We start from the raw sequence: 14,976 nt of genomic DNA on the forward strand, positions 1-14,976 counted from the left end.
AAATGAGCACGGGAAGCCCAACATTCACCTTAAGCCGGATTGCGGCATTGTCACTGGTTTCGCTCTGGCTGGCAGGATGCTCAAGTTCTGGTAATCCGCCCGCACCGGTAAGCTCCGTCGACGGTGGTAGCGCCTCCGGCAGCAGCACCGACTCTGGGATGTTAATTACCCCTCCACCGAAGATGGGCAGCACACCACAGCAGGCGCCGCAGATTCAGCCGGTTCAGCCTGTTATCACCCCGCCAACATCCGTTCAGCCAGCAACGAGCCAACCGGTGGCTTCGCAGCCCGTTCAGACGCAAAATGGCCGAATTGTTTACAATCGCCAGTATGGGAACATTCCGAAAGGTAGCTATACTGGGGGCAGCACTTACACCGTGAAACGCGGTGATACACTGTTTTACATTGCCTGGGTAACTGGTAACGATTTTCGCGATTTGGCCCAGCGAAATGGCGTTGCCGCCCCGTATAGCCTGAATGTCGGGCAAGTTCTGCAGGTTGGAAATTCATCCGGTACGCCAATTACTGGCGGTAACGCAATCACTCAGGCCGATGCTTCCGCGCAAGGAATCGTGACTCCGCCTGCACAAAAATCAACCGTAGTAGTTGCGCCGCAACCGACAATTACGTATTCTGAAGACTCAGGTGAACAGAGTGCTAACAAAATGTTGCCGAACAACAAGCCTGCGACGGTAGTCACAGCGCCTGTTACAGCACCACCGGTTAGCACAACTGATGTAAGTACCACCGAACCGACGGCCAGCAGTACGTCTACCAGCGCGCCGATTTCATCCTGGCGCTGGCCTACTGATGGCAACGTTATCGATAACTTCTCTGCTACCGAAGGTGGCAATAAAGGGATCGATATCGCAGGGACGAAAGGCCAGCCTATCGTCGCGACCGCAGATGGACGCGTGGTATATGCCGGTAACGCTCTGCGCGGTTACGGTAATCTTATTATCATCAAACACAATGATGATTACCTGAGTGCCTACGCCCATAACGACACAATGCTGGTCCGGGAACAACAAGACATCAAGGCGGGGCAGAAGATAGCTACTATGGGTAGCACCGGAACCAGTTCTACACGTTTGCATTTTGAAATTCGTTACAAGGGGAAATCCGTCAACCCGCTGCGTTATTTACCGCAGCGATAATTTGGCAAAGTCGTTATACTCACCTTTGCTTTGACGTGGCAGCGTACGTAGCTGCCGCGAATAAGAAAAGGGGTATGGAGATTTTGTTCAGGGATCACGGGTAGGAGCCACCTTATGAGTCAGAATACGCTGAAAGTTCATGATCTAAATGAAGACGCGGAATTTGATGAGAACGGAGTTGAGGCTTTCGATGAGAAAGTCCTGAATGAAGAGGAACCCAGTGATAACGAGTTAGCTGAAGAGGAGCTGTTATCTCAGGGAGCAACACAGCGTGTGCTTGACGCTACTCAGCTGTACTTAGGTGAGATCGGTTATTCTCCCCTGTTAACAGCTGAAGAAGAAGTTTACTTCGCGCGTCGCGCACTGCGTGGGGACGTTGCATCACGCCGTCGCATGATTGAAAGTAACCTGCGTCTGGTTGTGAAGATTGCCCGTCGTTACAGCAATCGTGGTCTGGCTCTGCTGGATCTGATTGAAGAAGGTAACCTGGGGCTGATCCGCGCCGTTGAGAAATTTGACCCAGAACGTGGGTTCCGTTTCTCGACTTACGCAACCTGGTGGATTCGTCAGACCATCGAACGGGCAATCATGAACCAGACCCGGACGATCCGTCTGCCAATTCACATTGTTAAAGAGCTGAACGTCTATCTGCGTACCGCACGTGAACTGTCCCATAAGCTGGACCACGAGCCAAGTGCAGAAGAGATTGCTGAGCAGCTCGATAAACCGGTTGATGACGTAAGCCGTATGCTGCGTCTCAACGAGCGCATCACCTCGGTAGACACCCCGCTGGGTGGCGACTCCGAAAAAGCGCTGCTGGACATCCTGGCCGATGAGAAAGATAACGGTCCGGAAGACACCACGCAGGACGATGACATGAAGCAGAGCATCGTCAAATGGCTGTTCGAACTGAACGCCAAACAGCGTGAGGTGCTGGCACGTCGTTTCGGTCTGCTGGGCTATGAAGCTGCAACGCTTGAGGATGTAGGCCGTGAAATTGGCCTGACCCGTGAACGCGTTCGTCAGATTCAGGTTGAAGGTCTGCGTCGTCTGCGCGAAATTCTGCAGACGCAGGGGCTGAATATCGAAGCGCTGTTCCGCGAATAAGCGACACCATTCCAAAAAAGGCCAGTCAACTGACTGGCCTTTTTCTTTTGCAGCATTTGAAACAGCTATTAACGCCCGGTGGCGCTTCGCTTACACGGGCCTACAACTTATCAGGCCTGCGGCTCATAGTCGGTGTAGGCCGGGCAAGGCAGAGCCGCCGCCCGGCGTGTCCCTATTAATTCAGGGTATAGTCCAGGGTGATCTCAGCCTTAAGCAGCTGAGAAACCGGGCAGCCCGCTTTGGCTTTGTTAATGATCTTATCGAAAGCCTCTTTTTCGATATTCGGCACTTTCACCGTGCTGGTCAGCGCGACTTTAGTGATCGCGAAGCCGCCATCAACCTTATCCAACGACACATCTGCCGTGGTGTCGATGCTTTCCGGCGTATAGCCCTCTTCACCCAGCATCAATGACAGCGCCATAGAGAAGCAGCCCGCGTGCGCAGCGCCGATCAGCTCTTCCGGGTTAGTCCCGGCTGCGCCTTCGAAGCGGGTATTAAAACCGTAAGGCTGCTGCTTTAACGCGCCGCTCTCGGTAGAGATGGTGCCTTTACCGCCTTTGATGTCGCCTTCCCAGTGTGCCTGACCTTTCTTATGGATCGTCATGTATTCGCTCCTTTTTTGGATGAAAACATAAGTATAGAAGCTCAGGCCAGGCCCGCAGAAAACTACACCATATTCTTAAGGCGATAGATCCACTCCAGCGCCTGGCGCGGAGTCAGCGTATCCGGATCGAGATTCTCCAGCGCCTCAACCGCCGGGCTGGTCTCCTCGGGCGCGGCAAGCAGCGACATCTGGGTGCCATCCACCTGGGTTGCCGCCGCGTTGGGCGTAATGCTCTCCAGCTCGCGCAGCTTCTGCCGTGCCCGCTTGATCACCTCTTTCGGCACGCCTGCCAGCGCCGCTACTGCCAGACCGTAGCTTTTACTTGCTGCGCCATCCTGCACGCTGTGCATAAAGGCGATGGTATCCCCGTGCTCCAGCGCATCGAGATGTACATTAGCCACGCCCTCCATCTTCTCCGGCAGCTGCGTCAGCTCGAAGTAGTGGGTCGCAAACAGGGTCAGCGCCTTAATGCGGTTCGCCAGGTTCTCCGCGCAGGCCCACGCCAGCGACAGGCCGTCATAGGTGGACGTGCCGCGCCCAATCTCATCCATCAGCACCAGGCTGTTTTCCGTGGCGTTGTGCAGAATGTTAGCGGTTTCGGTCATCTCTACCATAAAGGTTGAACGACCGCTGGCCAGGTCGTCCGCCGCGCCAACGCGGGTGAAGATGCGGTCGATAGGGCCGATATCTACTTTTTGCGCCGGGACGTAGCTGCCAATATAGGCCAGCAGGGCAATCAGCGCGGTCTGGCGCATATAGGTACTCTTACCGCCCATGTTTGGCCCGGTGATGATCAGCATCCGCCGCTGCGGGGAGAGATTCAGCGGGTTGGCGATAAACGGCTCGTTCAGCACCTGCTCAACCACCGGATGACGCCCTTCGCTGATGCGGATGCCCGGCTTATCGCTAAAGGTTGGGCAGCAGTAGTTGAGGGTATAGGCGCGTTCGGCCAGGTTAACCAGCACGTCAAGCTCTGCCAGGGCGCTGGCGCTCTGCTGGAGATCGGCCAGGTGCGGCATCAGCAGGTCAAAGAGTTCGTCATAGAGCTGCTTCTCCAGCGCCAGCGCCTTGCCCTTCGAGGTCAGTACCTTGTCCTCATACTCTTTCAGTTCCGGAATAATGTAGCGCTCGGCATTCTTCAGCGTCTGGCGGCGTACGTAGTGAATAGGCGCGTGGTGGCTCTGACCGCGGCTGATTTGAATAAAGTAGCCGTGCACCGCGTTATAGCCGACCTTCAGCGTGTCCAGGCCCAGCTTCTCGCGCTCGCGGATCTCCAGTTTATCGAGATAGTCCGTTGCGCCATCCGCCAGGGCGCGCCACTCGTCCAGCTCGGCGTTATAGCCGGGGGCAATCACGCCGCCATCGCGCACCAGCACCGGCGGGGCGTCGATGATCGCCCGCTCCAGCAGCTCGCGCAGTTCGCTAAACTCGCCCATCGTCTCCCGCAGCCGCTGTACCGGCGCGCTGTCGACCTCGGCCAGCATCTCCCGCAGCGCTGGCAGCTGCTGGAAGGTGTGGCGCATGCGGGCCAGATCGCGCGGGCGCGCGGTGCGCAGGGCCAGCCGCGCCAGAATACGCTCCAGATCGCCCACCTGACGCAGCACCGGCTGTAGCTCGGTCGTGGCGTCCTGGAGCGCGGCGATGGTCTGCTGGCGTTCGGTCAGGGTTTTGGTGTCGCGCACCGGCATATGCAGCCAGCGTTTGAGCATCCGGCTGCCCATCGGCGTGACCGTGCAGTCGAGCACCGAGGCCAACGTATTCTCAATGCCGCCGGCCAGGTTCTGGGTGATCTCCAGGTTGCGGCGGGTGGCGGCATCCATAATGATGCTGTCCTGCTGGCGCTCCATAGTGATCGCCCGGATGTGGGGCAGGGAGGTGCGCTGGGTATCTTTTACGTACTGTAGCAGGCAGCCTGCGGCGCAGAGGCCGCGCGTGGCGTTTTCCACGCCAAAGCCCACCAGATCGCGGGTGCCAAACTGCAGGTTCAGCTGTTGGCGGGCGGTGTCGATCTCAAACTCCCACAGCGGACGACGACGCAGCCCGCGACGCCCCTCAATGAGCGCGGTCTCGGCAAAGTCTTCGGCATAAAGCAGCTCTGCCGGGTTGGTACGCTGTAGCTCGGCGGCCATCGTCTCGCGATCAGCAGGTTCGCTCAGGCGAAAGCGCCCGGAGCTGATGTCCAGCGTGGCGTAGCCAAAGCCTTTGCCGTCCTGCCAGATGGCCGCCAGCAGGTTGTCCTGACGCTCGTGCAGCAGCGCTTCGTCGCTAATGGTCCCGGGGGTTACGATGCGCACCACCTTGCGCTCAACCGGCCCCTTGCTGGTGGCCGGATCGCCAATCTGCTCGCAGATTGCCACCGACTCGCCGAGGCTGACCAGCTTCGCCAGATAGTTCTCTACCGCGTGGTGCGGCACGCCCGCCATCGGGATCGGCTCGCCTGCCGAGGCACCGCGTTTGGTCAGGGAGATATCCATCAGCTGTGAAGCGCGTTTCGCATCGTCATAAAACAGCTCATAAAAATCGCCCATCCGGTAGAAGAGCAGAATGTCCGGATGCTGGGCTTTCAGCTTCAGGTACTGCTGCATCATGGGCGTGTGGGCGTCAAAGTTCTCTTGTGTACTCATGAAGTTATGTCCAGTTCCCTGATTTTAAATGAGGCGAGGGTCGGTTTGTTGTCTTAGATATCTGATAGGGAGATATGATAACGGAGATGAGCATTCACTGGAAAGCAACGATAAAGAACTTCACGAGGCCCCTTCCAGTTCTGAAAAAGGGGAGGCGCATTATACGCGCTGGGAATTTAGCCGGAGTAAGAGAAAATCAGGAGTTGTGTGTGAAGACGTTTTTTTCATTCAGCCTGGCGCTGTTGTTTACGCTTATAATTCAGGGATGTAAGCAAAGTACGGATTTGGATCCGCAAGATTACTTCAGCGGCCAGCAGCTTGTTATGGCAAAGGCAATCGAGCGCGGCGAAGTTGACCAGGTAAAAAAACTCGCGCCAGAAACCGATCTTAACAAACCCGGACAGCAGGATATGACGCTGCTGTTCTGGGCGCTTAGCCATGCGATAAACGATAAAAAAACAGCACCCCAGTTAGACATCATTACCGACCTGGTGAAGGCGGGGGCGGATCCGCTCCAGCCTCGCCCGGCCGGCGGAAGCAGCCCGGCTGAATTTGTTCTGCAGGGTGACAGTGGAGAGTGGATCAGCGCGCTGCTTGACGGAGGCTTATCGCCTGATGCGAGAGATAAAGTGCATCACGATCCCATCATACTGGAAACGCTCAAGGCTAAAAATACCGAGACGCTGAAAGTGATGCTAGATCGCGGAGCCAATATTAACGTTACCGATTCGCTAGGAAATACGCTGCTCATCTATGCCTTGGATTACGGCAAGCATGACCATGTCCTGCTCCTGCTGGATCGGGGAGCCAATCCTGAGATCCGTAGCGACGTCGGCTGGACGATGGGTAATCAACTCCAGCGCCTTTTAAATGGCGCGAAAGAGGGTGATGAACACTATCAAAATTTGATCAACATAAAAGAGAAGCTGATCCAGCAGGGTGGAAAGTGGCCACCTTCGCCTCCTGTTCGACCAACCGAGTAACTCTCTTTGCCTCATACAAAAATGTGAACTAGATCTTAAAACTCACTTCTTTTCACCGTAGCGAGGGTTTGATGTTGAAAGCACCGATGGCGTTAATCATGGCAATGGCTGCATCTGTCTACGCTGGCAGCGTAAACGCAGAGCAGTCCGTTCACGCTTTACAGGTAGGAAAATTGACTATTGGAGAGGGACAGCCAGCGATTATCGTCTCGACATCGGGTGAGGACGAAGCAAAAGTGTTGCAGGAGGCGGAGCAGGTTGCGCAGACGCCTGAGGCTGACATTCTTGAGCTGCGCGTGGATAAACTGGCGTTCGCTACTGATGCAGCGAAAGTCACCGCCCTGGGTCAGGCCGTGCGTAAGGTGCTTAACGGCAAACCGCTGCTGCTGACGTTCCGCACGAAGCCCGAAGGGGGCGAGAAAACACCGGGTGATGCGCGCTATAGCGAACTTTATCAGCAGTGGCTGGCGGCCGGATTTGCCGATCTGATTGATATCGAGATGCGCATTGGTGAAACGGCAGTACGCGAATTGATTGCCAAAGCGCATCAGCATCACGTAGCCACTATTGTGTCCTACCACGACTTCAACAGTACGCCGACCAATGAAGCGATGCTGCAACGTCTGGCGCAGCAGGCATACTACGGCGCGGACGTGCTCAAGCTGGCGGTGATGCCAACATCCCCAGAGGATGTCAATCGGCTGACCAGCATCACCTGGCAGATGCGCCAGCGCAGCGATAAACCGCTGTTGACGATGGCGATGGGCGGACAGGGAACGGTAACCCGTCTGTCCGGTGAAATTTATGGCAGCAACCTGACCTTTGGCAGCATGGGCAACGCCTCCGCGCCGGGGCAGATTGACGTCAAGGTGCTGCAACAGACGATAGCGGCGCTGCATAAGGCAAATAAGGGCAGCTAAATCAGTGGGCTGGGTTACCTTTTTTCTCAGGTAGCCCAGCTGGTAATGTTAAATAAAAATATGAAATGTTACTTTAATGAAAAATATAGCTATAAGACTCGCTTATCTGCCAGCGTGAATGGCTAAATTAAGTTCAGTTTTTAGCTTTTGATGCTTATTTTTCAAAAAATTTTATATCATTGGGCCAGGATTATCGATTGCCTGAAAAAACGGTTTTTATAACCTATTGAAATTTATTGGGTTATTTTTTAAGGTGGGTAATGAAAGCGTTAATTACTCTGTTTGACTGTCAGTACAATAAGGCATAATTTTGTCACGCCAGCGGACGCTGGTGAATTACATTATTTGTGGGTTAATTTGATGGAATAGATACCTATGATATGTGATATAACGGACTCTATTGGCAATACGCCGCTTATTGAAATCCTCAAAGAAAAATACGCTGGCACGCATCTCTATATTAAACTGGAATCCTTTAATCCCGGCGGTTCAATAAAAGATCGCGTTGCGCTACGCATGATTAATCAGTGTGAGTTACATAATAAAATTAAACCCGGAATGGAGCTGGTGGAGGCCACGTCAGGAAATACCGGCGTAGGCGTTGCCTGGATTGGCAAGCATAAAGGCTATAAAGTCACCATCGTGACGCACGATAAAATCAGTAAAGAAAAATTAGCCCTACTCAAGCATCTGGATGCAAATGTCATTGTCACTACCTCCTCTGCACCTGCAGGCTCCTGCACTCACTATATTGAAATGGCAAAAGCGTACGCTGCAGTGGAAGGCCGCTACTATCTGAACCAATTCACGTCCCCCTACAATAGCGAGGCGCACTACTTCTCGACCGCGCCTGAAATTTACCAGCAGATGCAGGGAAATCTCGATGCCATCATTTGTGGGATAGGCTCTGGCGGCACCGCAATGGGGCTGGCTCGCTATTTTCGTGAACATGCTCCCGGCGTCAAAATTATTGCTATCGATCCCGCAGGTTCTCTTTATCATCCGCATAAATACTCTGAAACGCATCAGCGGACGCCGTGGCGAATAGAGGGGGTTGGATCGGACTTTATTCCGGATATTTATAATAAAGATTATATCGATGAGATCTATCAGGTCACCGATAGTGAAGCGATAGAAGCCTGCCATCAGCTCTACGTTAGCGACGGCGTTGATATTGGCCTTTCCAGCGGCGCAATCATGGCGGTCGCAGAGAAAGTCGCACGGATGGGGTATTACAAAAATATCGTCTGTATCTCTCCTGACTCCGGAGAGCGCTATATATCCAAGCTCTCCGCCATGTAATCAACGCCGCCGTCTATTTACGAGATTCTATATTATGACCGTTGCTATCTATAAGGCAGACAGCGAGCTGTACGCTAACGTTGCTGCTGAAAAACAGGTGCTTGCCAAAGTAAAAGATAAACTCGCTACTCAATTTATTGTTTTAATTGAAGGCGATCACTCGGAAGAGAACCGTATTTATACCCATAACGCCGCCGACGAAATAAGAGGCATTCTGGCCATTGACCGGGCGCTGAACGCGCTGAACTTTAACTATAAGCGCGTCGCCAGCACGGATGCAAAAATCAAAGACTATCTGGCGGTAGCCGATTACGTTTTTATCTATGCCCAGGGCGAGTATGGCGAAGATGGACGCATTCAGGGGTGGCTGGATTATCTAAGCGTTGACTATCCGGGACCCGGCGTTGCTGCCAGCGCAATCTGCTGCGACAAACTCTACTTTAAACACGTAATGAAAAGCGCTGGCGTAAGCACCGCAGCCTACTACGAGATGAGTGAAGACGAAACGCTGGATAGTCTCCTTACCAAAGCCAGTCTGCTGGAATATCCGGTAATGATGAAGGAGCGCCAGGGGGGAAGCAGCCTTGGCATTACCTTAATCAAAAACGACAGTGAATTAACCCGCTGGCTGACAGAGGGGTGTCCAAAAGGAGCCTCCTCTTATTTTATGGAGAAGTATATCGCGGGCACCTTTGCCACCGTGGGCATTATCCAACTATCAACCGGCTACTATGTCCTGCCCGTATTAACTGCCAGGACGGAGGCGCCGTTTTATGACGCCGAGCTTAAGCTCGGAAAAAGCAAAAACGCGATCCACTATTCCCTCGGCGGTAATTTTTCTCCGCAGCAGCAGCAGCGACTGAAAGAGGCAGCATAGCAGGCTTTTGCCCATACCGGGTGCCAAGGCATTTCCCGGGTCGATATGATGATTCAGGGAGAGGATATTTTTGTGCTGGAGATCAATACCGTGCCGGGTATTTCACACGGCGGCAATTTTACACAGATGTTTACCTCGTTTGGTTTCAGCTATGACGAAATGATCCTGGCCATCATGAATACGGCTTTTCTTAAACATACCTCACAGGCGGATAAAACAGCGTGAAAAGACCTCCCTACGTCTGCCAGTACTGGATGGCGGACCTGCCTGAGAATACCGCGCTGCCTGAACACCTTGCAGAGATCGTGCGTTTTTGGTCGGTGCGCTCCTGTGGCCTGGCCTGCGCCAGTTCGGCGCTCATGCTGTTGGCAGGTCAGTTGGTCTCTGTCCAGAGCCTGTTTAATCGCTGCGTCAGCATAGGCGGTTACGCGGAAAAGGGCTGGCGACATCAACAGCTCGCCCAAACCCTTTCAGCTTATGGCGTAGACGCCAGCGCCAGGGCATTAACCGTTGAGGAGGTTATCAAAACACTTGATGCCGGACAGCTGGTTATCGCCTCGGTAACCCATCAGTTCCCCTGTGACGGACGCCGCGGCGGCCATCTGGTTCTGCTGTACAGGATCAGAAACCTGTGCGGGACACATTTCATCTGCTTTATGGATCCTACCCGCTGGGGCGAAAAGCATCATGCCGTGCCCATTGCGCGCTTCTCCAGCAGTTTTTCCATGAAAGGCATCGTTATATCTGACAAGGTAAATTAGTATGGCCCACTTCCTGTTTATTAACGCCAACCTCACCGGGTTAAAAGCAATCAAAGAGATCCTCGCCTTAGGGCACGACATCTCCTATATCGAGTCCTCTTCATTTATCTGCTATGCCGATACGTCGGAAAACAAATTTATTAAGAATTCACTCACCGATATCTACTACTTTGAAGATACCGATAACGCTGAAAAACTGCTGGCGCTGGCGACAGAGATTAATGCCAGGAAAACCATTGATGGCATAATCTGCATTGCTGAAAACTCGATGGAGTCTGCCGCCGCCGTTGCAGAAGCGCTGGCTCTGCCTTTTCCCTCCTGGCTGTCGGTATTAAAAAGCAGAAATAAAGATGACACGCGGGAGTGTCTCAATCAGCACGGTATGAAAAATGCAAAATTTCGCTATGTAAAATCCCACAACGATCTGCTCTGGGCAGCAAAAGAGATCGGTTATCCGCTGGTCATCAAACCAAAAACCTCGCTTAACAGTTTCGGCACGGCCATTGTTCGTGATGCCGATGGGTTGAATAACGCCTGGGAAAAAATTATAGCAGCGGTTGCCAGAGAGCCGCTAAAAATGCAGCAGCAGTTTCTGCGCGGTTTTATGGTGGAGGAGTACCTGGTCGGCACAATGGTTTCGGTGGAAGTTTTCCATGACGGTACCCAGGCCAACGTATTTATGATCTCCGGGCGGGGGCGCTCCAGCCAGAATGAGCTGGTGGAATACCGAATTGATATGCCTGCCCGGTTAACAGAGAGTGAGCAACGGCGCTGTAGCGAGTATACGCTTTCGGTGCTCTCCGCGCTGGGACTGAGCCACGGTATTTTTCATATTGAGGTCATGCTTACCGCATCCGGTCCGGTGCTGGTTGAGGTAAATCCGCGAATTATGGGCAGCTATATGCCCCTGCTGTTTAATAACGTCACGGGCAATAATATTTTTAGCTGGCTCGTAGATATTCACTCAGGCACGGCTCTGGACCAGAGCACGATATTAAAAACCGATAGGGTAGGGAGCGCGATCCGTTTCGACGTTGCAAAAGCCGGGGCATACGCTCCACCTGCATTCAGAAAGCTGGTTCACTCCTATTTCGCCCCTGTGTATGCCGAACTGCCAGGGGAGCAGGGGAGGGTTAATGTGAAGCCGGGAGAGACAATCGGCAGAATTCAGGTTATTTATCCCGATCACGCTGCGTTAGAGCACGATCTCGCCGCCTTTTTCTCAGGCGTTGAGCAGCAGCTGGGTTTGGAGTTACTGCATTGATTAACGAAAGCGCGCTACGTTCTCCGCACCTGGGCCGGGCAAATATCGTTATGCTGGTTGCGGGATCGTTTCTTGCTACCATCGGGAGAGGCGCCACTCTCCCCTTCTTGCCGCTGTTCTTACATAACCAGCTGGGTATGAGCATTATTGATACCGGGACAGTTCTAACGCTGTCGATGGTGGCCGGTATTCTATTGAGTATCCCGTCGGGTAAACTCGCAAACCATTTTAGCCACAAGAAGCTCCTGACCCTCTCGCTGCTGGTGTTCGCCCTGGCCTTTATTATTCTTGGCTCCGTCTATTCGGTGGTGGTGTTTGTCATCAGCTTTACGCTAATAAACTGCGCTTATGCTCTCTATTCAACCATTATCAAATGCTTTATTTCCGACAATTTTCATGAGGGAGAGAAGACAAAGCTATTTTCGCTGAACTATACCTTTATCAATATTGGCTGGATGGCGGGGCCAGCGATAGGCGCAGCCCTGTCCCGCAGCGGCACTTTTATCCCCTTTGCGCTATCCGCCCTGACGGGGCTGCTGGCTATGGCACTCACCGCACGGCTTAAGGTGAGGGCAACGGCGTCGGACCAGCATAGCAGAGCGGGTAACAGCCATCCCGGCGATAAAAAACGCTTTATGCTGCTGCTGGTTTTCACCGCCGCCATCTTTCTTGGATCCTTTGTATTCGATCGTTTCGCCAGCTGTATATCGCAGATTTTAATGGTGGATAGCGATGCCGGAATAATTAGCCGCATTATTTCGCTGCTTATTACCACCAATGCGTTAACGGTAGTGCTGTTTCAGTATGCAATCGGACGCTGGCTGGAGAGGGTTACCGACAGACAGGGTTTTTTACTGGGCACGCTGGGCCTCATCGTCGGGCTGTTTCTGTTTAGCCAGGCGGAGAGATCTCTCCCGCTCTGGATTGTGGGCATGTTTATCTTCTCGTTCGGGGAGATTATCTTTATGCCGTTACAGTACCGGGTTATTGACCGTATTGCGCCGGCTCAGGAGAGGGCTTTTTACTTCTCATTTCAGAATTTGGGCAGCCTTGGCGGAGCCATCAACCCGGTCATCACCGGCGTACTGCTTACGCTTCTTCCTCGTGGCGACGTTTTTGCCGTGCTTATCGCAGCCAGCCTCGTCTGCTGTGTCGTCTTTCAGCTTGGGCTGCTGCTGGTTCGCAGGCAAAGCGGCCCTGGTTAAAACCAGGGCCGGAGGGTGAGCGCTACAGGCCGCGCTGCGCCATCAGCTTAGCAAGGTCGACCAGACGGTTAGAGAAGCCCCACTCGTTGTCATACCAGGCGAGGATCTTGACCAGGTTCCCGCCAATAACCAGCGTAGAGAGGCCGTCGATAATCGAGGAGCGCGGATCGCCCTGATAGTCGCTGGAGACCAGCGGCTCATCGCTGTAGCCAAGAATGCCTTTCAGCGGCCCCTCGGCGGCGGCCTGACGGAAGGCGTTGTTGACCTCATCCACCGTCACGTCGCGCTTGAGGGTTACGGTCAGGTCGACAATCGACACCACCGGCACCGGCACACGCAGCGAGTAGCCGGTAAGACGGCCTTCCAGTTCAGGGATCACGCGCCCCAGCGCCTTCGCCGCGCCGCTGGAGTAGGGGACGATGGAGAGAGCCGCAGCACGCGCCCCGCGCAGATCTTTCTCCGGCTGATCGTGCAGCGCCTGGCTGTTGGTGTAGGCATGGGTGGTGTTCATCAGGCCATGCTCAATGCCGAAGCGCTGATGCAGTACCTGCGCGGCAGGGGCCAGGCCGTTAGTGGTACAGCTACCGTTGCTCACCACAAAATGCGTCTGCGGATCGTAGCTGTCGTGGTTGACCCCCAGCACGATGGTGAGATCGTCATTTTTGCCTGGCGCAGAGATGATCACCCGCTTCGCGCCGCCGCTGGTGATATGCACCGCGGCCTTTTCGCGATCGGTAAAGAAGCCGGTGGCCTCAATCACAATCTCAACGCCGACGCTGGCCCAGGGAATAGCCGCCGGGTCGCGCTCGGAAAAGACCCTCACGGATTTTCCATCAACCTTCAGTTCACCTTCTGCCGCCTCTACCGGCACAGAGAGGGTCCCCAGCAATGAGTCATGTTTTAACAGATGCGCCAGGGTTTTGCTGTCCGTCAGATCGTTAATTGCCACAATCTGAATATCTGCATTACCTAACGCGGCACGAAGCACGTTGCGACCGATCCTGCCGAAGCCATTAATACCGACCTTAACCATGATGTACTCCTGTTATGCTGTAACTGGGATCAGAAACTGGAATCAGAGTAGGCCGCACCCGTTATGGCGTAAATGACAAAAAAGGATCACTTTACGCCATCTTGCGGCTATGGAAGCGTTGACGATACTCACCGGGCGTGAGCTTGAGTTGCTTCTCGAAAATTCGGCGTAGATTGATGCTGCTACCAAACCCGGTGGCTACCGCTACGCGATCCAGCGTATCCATTGTCTGCTCAAGGCGGTTTCTGGCGGCGGCCAGACGCGCCTCTGCCACATAGCGTGCAGGCGTTGTTCCCGTTTCGCGGGTAAAGACGCGGGTAAAATTACGCGGGCTCATCGCTGCCCGATCCGCTAGCGCCTCGACTGACAGATCGGCGGTCAGGTTGGCCTGGATCCAGCGCTGCACGTCGCCAATCGGGCCCGGGCCATCGGCATCCAGCAGTTGAAAACGGCTGAACTGCATCTGCCCGCCGGGGCGGCGCAGGTACATCACCAGATCCTGGGCCACGTCGCGAGCAAGCGTAAAGCCATAGTCCTCTTCCACCAGCGCCAGGGTAAGGTCAAAGCCGGAGCTGACCCCGGCAGAGGTCCAGATATGGCCATCCTGAATATAGAGCGGTCCGCCCTCTACCTTCACCAGTGGATAGCGGGACTGCATCTCCTCCAGCCGCCGCCAGTGGGTGGTTGCCCGACGACCATCAAGCAGGCCCGCCTGGGCCAGCAGGAGCGCGCCGCCGCAGATAGAGACGACCCGGCGTGTATGGGGAGCGGCGAGGCGTAGCCAGTCCACAACCGCGCTGTTCTCCTGTTCATTCATGCCCTTACCGGTGACCATAATGGTATCCCGCGGCTCGGTATAATCGAGATCCACTAGCCTAAAATCCGCCAGCAGATTTAATCCCGACTGACCATGAATGACATGGTGCGGCTGGGTCGTGGCGATGTCTATCCGATAGCGGACAGTGGAAAACTCTTCCAGATGCAGGCGGTTAGCGTGCATCAGAATATCGGCAATGCCAGCGGCCTCAAATAACATACCGCCATCAGGGACAATAATAAGAAACGATTTCATGTCCTGAAAAGTACCCTTTTTATAAAATAAGTCAACTTTTACCTGCACAGATAAAAGCGCCATTTCG

12 protein-coding genes and 1 pseudogene are annotated in these 14,976 nt (G+C 54.1%); 9 read left to right on the top strand and 4 right to left on the bottom strand.

The window, feature by feature from the left end:
- The first annotated feature begins 2 nt into the window (after nucleotides 1–2).
- Nucleotides 3–1,157 carry a murein hydrolase activator NlpD gene (gene nlpD / locus RTX96_RS16420; protein WP_312671572.1) on the top strand — a complete coding sequence of 385 codons (1,155 nt, stop codon included), beginning with the start codon at nucleotides 3–5 and terminating at the stop codon, nucleotides 1,155–1,157.
- 114 nt (nucleotides 1,158–1,271) lie between these two features.
- On the top strand, nucleotides 1,272–2,264 hold the full coding sequence (gene rpoS, locus RTX96_RS16425; protein WP_103818262.1) for an RNA polymerase sigma factor RpoS: 993 nt from the start codon (nucleotides 1,272–1,274) through the stop codon (nucleotides 2,262–2,264).
- A gap of 175 nt (nucleotides 2,265–2,439) precedes the next feature.
- On the opposite strand, the gene RTX96_RS16430 is transcribed toward rpoS, so the two are convergent.
- Nucleotides 2,440–2,868, bottom strand: a complete 429-nt coding sequence (locus tag RTX96_RS16430; RefSeq protein WP_103818261.1) for an OsmC family protein — start codon at nucleotides 2,866–2,868, stop codon at nucleotides 2,440–2,442.
- A gap of 62 nt (nucleotides 2,869–2,930) precedes the next feature.
- Nucleotides 2,931–5,492 (bottom strand): DNA mismatch repair protein MutS, encoded by a 2,562-nt coding sequence (gene mutS / locus RTX96_RS16435; protein WP_312671573.1) that lies wholly within the window; start codon nucleotides 5,490–5,492, stop codon nucleotides 2,931–2,933.
- Between the two features lie 209 nt (nucleotides 5,493–5,701).
- Between mutS and RTX96_RS16440 the strand changes: the two genes are divergently transcribed.
- The 7 genes and pseudogenes from RTX96_RS16440 (at nucleotide 5,702) to RTX96_RS16470 (ending at nucleotide 12,804) form a co-directional block, all read left to right on the top strand.
- Nucleotides 5,702–6,475 (top strand): ankyrin repeat domain-containing protein, encoded by a 774-nt coding sequence (locus RTX96_RS16440; RefSeq protein WP_312671574.1) that lies wholly within the window; start codon nucleotides 5,702–5,704, stop codon nucleotides 6,473–6,475.
- Between the two features lie 98 nt (nucleotides 6,476–6,573).
- Nucleotides 6,574–7,395, top strand: coding sequence for a type I 3-dehydroquinate dehydratase (aroD, locus tag RTX96_RS16445; protein WP_312671575.1), 822 nt, complete (start codon nucleotides 6,574–6,576; stop codon nucleotides 7,393–7,395).
- A 375-nt stretch (nucleotides 7,396–7,770) separates the two neighbouring features.
- Complete coding sequence (locus tag RTX96_RS16450) at nucleotides 7,771–8,697, top strand: cysteine synthase family protein (protein WP_312671576.1); 927 nt, start codon at nucleotides 7,771–7,773, stop codon at nucleotides 8,695–8,697.
- Between the two features lie 34 nt (nucleotides 8,698–8,731).
- A pseudogene (locus RTX96_RS16455) lies at nucleotides 8,732–9,799 on the top strand (ATP-grasp domain-containing protein).
- Nucleotides 9,796–10,335 (top strand): C39 family peptidase, encoded by a 540-nt coding sequence (locus tag RTX96_RS16460; RefSeq protein ID WP_312671577.1) that lies wholly within the window; start codon nucleotides 9,796–9,798, stop codon nucleotides 10,333–10,335. Before RTX96_RS16455 ends, RTX96_RS16460 begins: the two are co-directional and overlap by 4 nt.
- A gap of 1 nt (nucleotide 10,336) precedes the next feature.
- Nucleotides 10,337–11,599, top strand: a complete 1,263-nt coding sequence (locus tag RTX96_RS16465) for an ATP-grasp domain-containing protein (protein WP_312671578.1) — start codon at nucleotides 10,337–10,339, stop codon at nucleotides 11,597–11,599.
- Nucleotides 11,596–12,804: an MFS transporter gene (locus RTX96_RS16470; RefSeq protein WP_312671579.1), complete on the top strand. Its 1,209-nt coding sequence runs from the start codon at nucleotides 11,596–11,598 to the stop codon at nucleotides 12,802–12,804. The genes RTX96_RS16465 and RTX96_RS16470 overlap by 4 nt, the downstream gene beginning before the upstream one ends.
- Nucleotides 12,805–12,826: 22 nt before the next feature.
- On the opposite strand, the gene gap is transcribed toward RTX96_RS16470, so the two are convergent.
- A complete protein-coding gene (gap, locus tag RTX96_RS16475) occupies nucleotides 12,827–13,837 on the bottom strand; it encodes a type I glyceraldehyde-3-phosphate dehydrogenase (RefSeq protein ID WP_103818253.1) in 1,011 nt (336 codons plus the stop codon).
- 91 nt (nucleotides 13,838–13,928) lie between these two features.
- Complete coding sequence (locus RTX96_RS16480; RefSeq protein WP_103818776.1) at nucleotides 13,929–14,909, bottom strand: GlxA family transcriptional regulator; 981 nt, start codon at nucleotides 14,907–14,909, stop codon at nucleotides 13,929–13,931.
- Nucleotides 14,910–14,976 lie beyond the last annotated feature (67 nt).

This window comes from Pseudescherichia sp., from assembly GCF_032052675.1.
In the GTDB taxonomy this organism is placed as follows: Bacteria; Pseudomonadota; Gammaproteobacteria; order Enterobacterales; family Enterobacteriaceae; genus Pseudescherichia.